At 64.6% G+C, this 7898-nt stretch carries 8 protein-coding genes; 3 read left to right on the top strand and 5 right to left on the bottom strand.

What is annotated here, in order from left to right:
• The 4 genes from Q1J95_RS12515 to sufB form a co-directional block, all read right to left on the bottom strand.
• Positions 1 to 219: ATP-binding cassette domain-containing protein (locus Q1J95_RS12515; RefSeq protein WP_300268033.1), on the bottom strand; the 219-nt coding region annotated here is incomplete at its 3' end.
• 47 nt (positions 220 to 266) lie between these two features.
• Positions 267 to 596, bottom strand: a complete 330-nt coding sequence (locus Q1J95_RS12510; RefSeq protein WP_300268031.1) for a non-heme iron oxygenase ferredoxin subunit — start codon at positions 594 to 596, stop codon at positions 267 to 269.
• A complete protein-coding gene (gene sufD / locus Q1J95_RS12505; protein ID WP_300268029.1) occupies positions 593 to 1798 on the bottom strand; it encodes a Fe-S cluster assembly protein SufD in 1206 nt (401 codons plus the stop codon). Before sufD ends, Q1J95_RS12510 begins: the two co-directional genes overlap by 4 nt.
• Positions 1799 to 3217, bottom strand: coding sequence for a Fe-S cluster assembly protein SufB (gene sufB, locus Q1J95_RS12500; RefSeq protein WP_300268028.1), 1419 nt, complete (start codon positions 3215 to 3217; stop codon positions 1799 to 1801).
• Between the two features lie 232 nt (positions 3218 to 3449).
• On the opposite strand from sufB, the gene Q1J95_RS12495 reads away from it, so the two are divergent.
• The gene (locus Q1J95_RS12495; protein ID WP_300268026.1) at positions 3450 to 4559 is read left to right on the top strand and encodes a COX15/CtaA family protein; all 1110 of its coding nucleotides are present in this window, start codon (positions 3450 to 3452) and stop codon (positions 4557 to 4559) included.
• A 65-nt stretch (positions 4560 to 4624) separates the two neighbouring features.
• A complete protein-coding gene (locus tag Q1J95_RS12490) occupies positions 4625 to 5095 on the top strand; it encodes a hypothetical protein (protein WP_300268025.1) in 471 nt (156 codons plus the stop codon).
• Here Q1J95_RS12490 and Q1J95_RS12485 read toward each other — a convergent pair.
• Positions 5041 to 5946 (bottom strand): heme o synthase, encoded by a 906-nt coding sequence (locus tag Q1J95_RS12485; protein ID WP_300268037.1) that lies wholly within the window; start codon positions 5944 to 5946, stop codon positions 5041 to 5043. The two genes, Q1J95_RS12490 and Q1J95_RS12485, sit on opposite strands and share 55 nt — an antisense overlap.
• A gap of 218 nt (positions 5947 to 6164) precedes the next feature.
• Here Q1J95_RS12485 and Q1J95_RS12480 point away from each other — a divergent pair.
• The coding region (locus Q1J95_RS12480) for a transketolase (RefSeq protein WP_300268035.1) at positions 6165 to 7898 on the top strand (1734 nt) is incomplete at its 3' end.

Here is a 7898-nt window from a genome sequence, read left to right as displayed (position 1 = left end):
GACATCCTCCCCGTCGAACGTGATCGTGCCGCCGGTGACGATGTACTTCGGGTGACCGGCAATCGTGTAGGCGAGCGTCGACTTGCCCGAGCCGTTGGGGCCCATGATGGCGTGGGTCTCCCCTGTCTTCATGGTGAGGTTGACGCCGTTGAGGATGGGGGTGGCGCCGGCTTCGGTCTCGACGGAGACGTGCAGGTCGCGGATTTCAAGAACAGACATTTCGGATTTCCTTCGTCAGGTGAAAGCTGGTCGAACGCAGAGCGTGTCTATGACACGTCTTTCGTGACAGTCGGATCGATGAGCACGTCGTCGCCATCGATCTCGACGACGTAGACCGGGACGGGCTCATAAGCGGGGAGATTCTGCGGCACACCGGTACGCAACGAGAACGCCGACCCGTGGGCCCAGCATTCCAATGTGTCGCCTTCGACGAATCCCTCGGACAGCGAGATCTCGCCGTGTGTGCAGGTGTCGCCGATCGCGTGAATCTCGTCGTTCGAATCACGCACGATCGCGATCGGAACGCCGTCGAGCTCGACGCGCAGGGGCGTGTCTTGTTCAAGCTCGCTCGCACTGCAGGCCCGTTGGGCACTCATGCCTCGGCCTCGGCCAACTCGGCCTCGATCGCTGCGAGAAGCTCGGTTTCCAGGTCGGGGATGCCGAGACGCTGCACGACATCGCTGAGGAAACCGAGCACAACCAGACGCCGCGCCTCTTCCTCATCGATTCCACGAGCCTGCAGGTAGAAGAGCTGCTCGTCGTCGAATCGGCCGGTCGCACTCGCGTGACCGGCGCCCTGGATGTCGCCCGTCTTGATCTCGAGGTTCGGGATCGAGTCGGCGCGCGCCCCCTCGGTGAGCACGAGGTTGCGGTTCGCTTCGTATGAGTCGGTGCCGGTGGCGTCCGCCCCGATAAGCACATCGCCGATCCACACGCTGTGCGCGCTCTCACCCTGCAGCGCGCCCTTGTAGAGCACGTCGCCGGTGGTGTTTGCGCCCTTGTGATGCAGGTACACCTGGCTCTCCAGGTGCTGACCCGCATCGGCGTAGGAGAGGCCGTACATGCGCCCCTCCGAACCGGTGCCCGCAAGCTCGAGGTTGGGATTGACGCGCACGACACCGCCGCCGAAGCTGATGACGAAATGCTTCAGCAGCGCGTCCTTGTCGACGCGCGCCTGATGCGATGCGGCGTGAACGGCGTCATCGTCCCAGCGCTGCACCGAGATCACGGTGAGGCGAGACCCCGGACGAGCGATGATCTCGACGTTCTGCGCGTACTGCGCGGACCCGACGTGACGCAGCACGACCGTCGCGGAGCTGTTCTCCAACGCCTCTACGACGATGTGCGCATCCGAGCGCTTATCGGCGCCCAGCCCCGTGATGGTCACGAGAACCGGATCGGCGACCTCTTCATCACGCGGGATACGCACGTGCATCCCGTCGGTCGTCCCCTGCCATGCAACCGCCGCGATGATGTCTTCTGGGACGAAGAACTCGCCGCGGGGGCTCTGACCGGCGGCCAGCGATGCGGCGACGTACTGCTCGCCGCTTTCGACCTGGTACGCCACGCCGTCGTTCTGCTCTGCCGGTGTGAACATCGCCGTCAGCTGCGCGACCGGCGTGTGCTTCCAGTTGACCTCACGACCGGTCGGCGTGCCGAAGTCAGCCGGCTCGAATGAACGCGGACGCTCAGAGCGGGTCTGAACCGGCACGAAGCCGGCGTCGGCGACCTGAGCCGCCGGGTCGATGTGCGCGTTCGTGTGCTGCGTCTCGCTGGACGCTGTCGTCTGGGCCGCCATTTAGCCGACCGATCCTTCCATGCCCATCTCGATGAGCTTGTTCAATTCCATCGCGTACTCCATCGGCAGCTCGCGCGCGATGGGCTCGATGAAGCCGCGCACGATCATCGACATAGCGTCGGTCTCTTCCATGCCGCGGCTCATCAGATAGAACAGCTGCTCTTCGCTGACTTTGGAGACCGTAGCCTCGTGGCCGAGCTGCACGTCATCGACGCGGATGTCGATAGCCGGGTACGTGTCGGAGCGCGACTGCGTGTCGACCAGCAGGGCGTCGCAGATGACGGAGTTCGACGAGTGATGCGCAACCGGATCGACACGCACTTCCCCGCGGTAGCCGGCGCGACCGCCGCCGCGAGCGATCGACTTGGATACGATCGACGACTGCGTGTACGGCGCCATGTGCACCATCTTGGCGCCGGCGTCCTGGTGCTGACCGGGACCGGCGAAAGCCACCGAAAGCGTCTCACCCTTGGCGTGCTCGCCCATCAGATAGATCGACGGATACTTCATCGTGACCTTGGAGCCGATGTTGCCGTCGACCCATTCCATCGTGGCGCCCTCGTGGGCGACAGCGCGCTTGGTGACGAGGTTGTAGACGTTGTTCGACCAGTTCTGGATCGTCGTATAGCGAACGCGTGCGTTCTTCTTCACGATGATCTCGACGACCGCCGAGTGCAGCGAGTCCGACTTGTAGATCGGGGCCGTGCAGCCTTCGATGTAGTGAACGTAGCTGCCCTCGTCGGCGATGATCAGCGTCCGCTCGAACTGGCCCATGTTCTCGGTGTTGATGCGGAAGTAGGCCTGCAGCGGGATCTCGACGTGCACGCCCTTGGGCACGTACACGAACGACCCACCTGACCAGACGGCCGTGTTGAGAGCGGCGAACTTGTTGTCTCCGGCGGGAATGACCGTGCCGAAGTATTCTTCGAAGAACTCGGGGTGTTCCCGCAGGGCCGTGTCAGTGTCCATGAAGATGACGCCCTGCGCCTCAAGGTCTTCGCGGATCTGGTGGTACACGACCTCGGACTCGTACTGCGCGGCGACGCCCGCGACGAGGCGCTGACGCTCAGCCTCGGGAATGCCGAGCTTCTCGTACGTGTCGCGGATCTCCTGCGGCAGGTCTTCCCACGACTGCGCCTGCTTCTCGGTCGAGCGGACGAAGTACTTGATGTTGTCGAAGTCGATGCCGCTGAGGTCGGCACCCCAGGTCGGCATGGGTTTGCGCCCGAAGAGCTGATACCCCTTGAGACGGGTCTTCAGCATCCATTCGGGCTCGCTCTTCAGCGACGAGATATCGCGCACGACGGCGTCAGAGATGCCGCGCTTCGCGCTCGCACCGGCCGTGTCGCCGTCGTGCCAGCCGAACTCGTACACCCCCAGACCATCGAGCTCCGGGCGGTCGATCAGAACATCCGACATCACACTCTCCTTGTTGGGCCGCAACGGTATCAGCCGCCCCGACACGCCACAGCCCCGTCGAGTAGTCGAGGGTATGGGTGCCGCTGGTGGGCCTCATCACAAGCGCAGTCTTCGCGCCTAAACTGTTGATGATGCATTTCGCGCACAGCGCCTACATCACAACAATCCGATTCTACAGGTTCCCCCTGACATCCGGGTCGCTCCCGGTGCCCCGGCGCGAACCGGAGGACTTATGCCCGAAACCAGCGCGCCTGTCGATCCCGCCCCTCGCACCGGGAACGACGAAATCGCACCCGTCACCCTCACCCGTCCCCTGCGCGTGCTGGCTTGGCTCTCGTTCCTCGCCGAGGTCATCATCATCGGCACCGGCGGAGCGGTTCGGTTGACCGGCTCTGGGCTCGGCTGCTCGGAGTGGCCGCTGTGCACGGCCGAATCGCTCGTACCGACCGCAGAACAGGGCATCCACGGAATCATCGAGTTCGGCAATCGCACGATGACGGGCGTCGTCGGCCTTCTCGCGATCGCCGTGCTCCTGCTCACGCTGCACGCTGTCGGCTCGTCGCGCCTGCTCAAGGCCGCACTCTGGTTCGCCCTGGGCTCGATCGCAGCGGGCGTGTGCTCCTACGCGGTCGCGCTTTTCTTCACCGACGAGGCATTCTCCTTTTTCGCGCTGGGGCTGCTGGTCGGCACCATCGCCGGCGCCATCCATTCGCTACGCGCAGCCTCGACGCGGCGAGATCTCGTCGCTCTGGCGTGGATCGTCCTCATCGGCGTGGTCGCGCAGGCCTTCGTCGGCGGCATCACCGTGCTCACCGGACTGAACCCGTGGATCGTCGGGTTCCACTACGCATCTTCCCTGCTGCTGGTGTGCGTGACAGCCGCGTTCCTGGCTCGCTTGAATGCGCCTGGCATGCCCCGACAGCGCGCCGTGCCAGGCTGGTTCGCCGGCCTCTCCCACATCACCGGCCTCGCACTGGCCGTCACGATCTTCTTCGGCGTGCTCACGACCGGATCCGGCCCGCACTCGGGCGATATCGACGTGATCCGCGAGGGTTTCGACGCGACCTTCCTCGCCCACGTGCATTCGTGGCCCGGCTATATTCTCGGCGCCCTCGTGCTGATCGTGACGACCATCGCATGGATACTGCATCTCCAGCCTGCGCGATGGCTCTCGGTGCTCGCCCTTGCCGTACTCGTGCAGATCGCTGTCGGCGTCTGGCAGGCGCGAGAAGGGTTGCCCCCGCTGCTCGTCGGAATCCACATGGTGCTCGCCGCGCTGTCGGCGGCCGCGTATACCGTGGCCGTGCTGCGCCTCAAGAAACCCGTCGAGGCAAACCCCTGAGGCCATACACCTCGCACATCACCGGCGCATAGCGCGCGCATGGGTTCATCGACGAACGTGTGCGCATGAACGCAACATCACTGTCACGCAGCACGTCCTTCTGGCTGCTCCTCATCCTGTCCGTCGCCGCGACCGCCCTCGGCGGATGGCTGGTGTGGGACAGCACCACCACGATGCTCACGACGATTCTGGATGGCACCGCCACCAACGTCGAGGTATACGTCGGTCAAGCCTGGATCACCTCGGGTGCCGCGCTGCTCGCTGCCGGGCTCGTGGGAATCTTCCTGTCACTCGTCGTGAACGCGGCGAAGGCGCTCATCCCCCGCGTCGCTGTCGTCGCCGCCGATGCTTCGAGCACGACCCCGTCGACAGGCTCAGCGACCGTCAGCGCGACACGGATCGAACCGGATGCGGAGATCGAACCGGATGCGGCAGACGAACCGGACGGAGCGACCGAAAGCGACCCAGCGACCCTCGAGGATCAGAACGGCAGCAGCGGATCGATCGCAACCGCGACGAACAACAGCGTCAGGTAGCTGATCGAAGCGTGGAACACCCGCATCGGTCGCGGGGCGTGTCCACGCACGGCCTGGTTGTAGAGCCGGTGTGATTCGTAGATGAACCATCCGCCGAAAACGGCGGCGGACACGCTGTAGACGATGCCCATTTCGCCGACGGGAATCAGCAGCAACGAGCACGCCACGGTCGCCCAAGCGTAGAGAATGACCTGAAGCCCGACCTGGGAGGCATTGCGTGTGACACCGAGCATCGGCACGTCAGCGCCGGAGTAGTCGTCGCGATATTTCATGGACAACGGCCAGTAGTGAGCCGGAGTCCACAGGAAGATCAGCACGAAGAGCACGACGGCTGGCCACGCGATGTCTCCCGTGACGGCCGACCAGCCGATCAGGACCGGGAAGCATCCGGCGATGCCACCCCAGATGATGTTCTGCTCGGTGCGTCGTTTGAGGATCATCGTGTAAATCACGACGTAGAAGAAGATCGCCGAGACCGACAGAACGGTGGCGACCCAGTTGGTCGTCAGAAAGAGCCAGACGGTGGATGCCACGGCGAGCACCCACGAGAAGATCAAAGCGGCGCGCGGCGATACCTGACCGGTGATGATCGGGCGATCTTCGGTGCGGCGCATGTGCGCGTCCATGTCGCGGTCGAGATACATGTTGAATGAAGCCGCCGAGCCAGCGCTCATCGCGCCGCCGATCACGGTTGCGAACACAAGCCACAGGTTCGGCATCCCGCCCTCGGCGAGGAACATGACCGGCACGGTCGAGACGAGCAGCAATTCGAGAACGCGGGGTTTCGTAAGGGCGACGTACGCCTTGATGGTCTGACCGATCGGCCGCTTCACCGCCGTCGCGTGCGACATGGTCGAGATATCGATCGCCTCCTCCGAGCACACTCCGACAACCCTCTCATTCTAGTCCCAGGCGCGAGAGTGTCTCACACCGTAAGAGTCGTTTCGTCATCCCCTTCACACCGCTAAGCTGAAACTCACTCGCGCGCCCGGCGCTGTGCCCTCCCGTGACGTTGCGGAAGCGCTCGTGGAATCCGGGCGCCCCCGATGTTGTTGGAAAGGGCATGACCGTGACGGAACTCCAGTGGGCTGAAATCGATCGACGCGCGGTGGACACCGCGCGAATTCTGGCGGCGGATGCTGTCGAAAAGGTCGGTAACGGTCACCCCGGCACTGCGATGAGCCTGGCGCCGGCGGCGTACCTGCTCTACCAGCGGGTGATGCGCCACGACCCGACAGATACCGATTGGCTGGGCCGCGACCGTTTCATTCTCTCGGTCGGCCACTCCTCGCTCACCCAGTACGTTCAGCTCTACCTGGGTGGCTTCGGACTCGAGCTCGACGACCTCAAGTCACTGCGCACGTGGGGTTCCAAGACACCGGGTCACCCGGAGTACGGACACACCCAGGGCGTTGAGATCACGACCGGACCGCTCGGTCAGGGCCTTGCTTCCGCCGTCGGCTTCGCATACGCAGCTCGCTACGAGCGCGGGCTCTTCGACCCCGATGCCGCGGCAGGCACGAGCCCGTTCGACCACTTCGTCTACGTCATCGCCGGCGACGGCGACCTGCAAGAGGGTGTAACCAGCGAAGCGAGCTCGCTGGCTGGCCACCAGCAGCTGGGCAACCTCATCACGATCTACGATTCAAACCAGATCTCGATCGAGGACGACACCGACATCTCCTACTCCGAGGATGTCGCCAAGCGCTACGAGGCATACGGTTGGCACGTGCAGACCGTCGACTGGAAGAAGACCGGAGAGTACGTCGAGGACATCGAGGCGCTTCACTCGGCGATCGAGGCGGCCAAGGGCGAGACCGACAAGCCCTCGCTCATCATCTTGAAGACGATCATCGGCTGGCCTTCACCCGGTAAGCAGAACTCCGGCAAGATCCACGGCTCGGCACTCGGCGCCGACGAGCTGGCCGCGACGAAGAAGGTGCTGGGCTTTGACCCTGACCAGAACTTCGTCATCGCCGACGACGTCATCGCGCACACCCGCGGACTCGCCGACCGCGCCGCTCAGCAGCGCGCCGCCTGGCAGGAGTCGTTCGATGCCTGGGCCACCGCGAACCCCGAGCGCAAGGCGCTGCTCGACCGGCTCGAGGCAGGCGAGCTGCCGGAGGACATCGCCTCTGCCCTCCCCGTGTTCGAGTCGGGCAAGGATGTCTCGACACGTGCGGCTTCCGGACAGGTCATCAACGCCCTCGCCGCTGAGCTGCCCGAGCTGTGGGGCGGCTCGGCCGACCTCGCCGAGTCGAACCTCACCACGATCAAGGACTCGCCGTCGTTCATTCCGACCGAGTGGTCGACGCAGGAATGGAAGGGCAACCCGTTCGGTCGGGTGCTGCACTTCGGAATCCGTGAGCACGCGATGGGCGCGATCGTGAACGGCATCGTGCTACACGGCCCGACCCGCGCGTTCGGCGGCACGTTCCTGATCTTCAGCGACTACATGCGCCCCGCCGTGCGTCTGGCAGCGCTCATGAACGTTCCGAGCCTGTTCGTCTGGACGCATGACTCCGTCGCTCTCGGCGAAGACGGCCCGACCCACCAGCCGATCGAGCAGCTTGCCTCCCTGCGCGCGATCCCGAACCTCACGGTGGTGCGCCCGGCCGACGCCAACGAGACCTCGATCGTGTGGCTTGAGCTGCTGCGTCGGCAGGCAGGCCCTGCCGGCCTCGCTTTGACGCGTCAGAACATTCCGGTGTTCGAACGCGGTGAGGGCGCGGCTTCCGGCGACACGCTCGCCTCGGCCGACAACGCGACCAAGGGCGCCTACGTGCTCGCGGAGGCCCCGGGT

The sequence above is a fragment of the Microbacterium sp. genome (genome assembly GCF_029263575.1).
In the GTDB taxonomy this organism is placed as follows: domain Bacteria; phylum Actinomycetota; class Actinomycetes; order Actinomycetales; family Microbacteriaceae; genus Microbacterium.
Note: the sequence above shows the minus strand (reverse complement) of the source record. Positions and strands in the feature narration are given on the sequence as shown.

Excerpts from the sequence above, each read along its gene's own strand:
- Q1J95_RS12495 (WP_300268026.1), top strand. The coding sequence starts at position 3,450 with ATGCCCGAAACCAGCGCGCCTGTCGATCCCGCCCCTCGCACCGGGAAC.
- Q1J95_RS12510 (WP_300268031.1), bottom strand. The coding sequence starts at position 596 with ATGAGTGCCCAACGGGCCTGCAGTGCGAGCGAGCTTGAACAAGACACG.
- Q1J95_RS12490 (WP_300268025.1), top strand. The coding sequence starts at position 4,625 with ATGAACGCAACATCACTGTCACGCAGCACGTCCTTCTGGCTGCTCCTC.
- sufB (WP_300268028.1), bottom strand. The coding sequence starts at position 3,217 with ATGTCGGATGTTCTGATCGACCGCCCGGAGCTCGATGGTCTGGGGGTG.
- sufD (WP_300268029.1), bottom strand. The coding sequence starts at position 1,798 with ATGGCGGCCCAGACGACAGCGTCCAGCGAGACGCAGCACACGAACGCG.
- Q1J95_RS12485 (WP_300268037.1), bottom strand. The coding sequence starts at position 5,946 with ATGTCGCACGCGACGGCGGTGAAGCGGCCGATCGGTCAGACCATCAAG.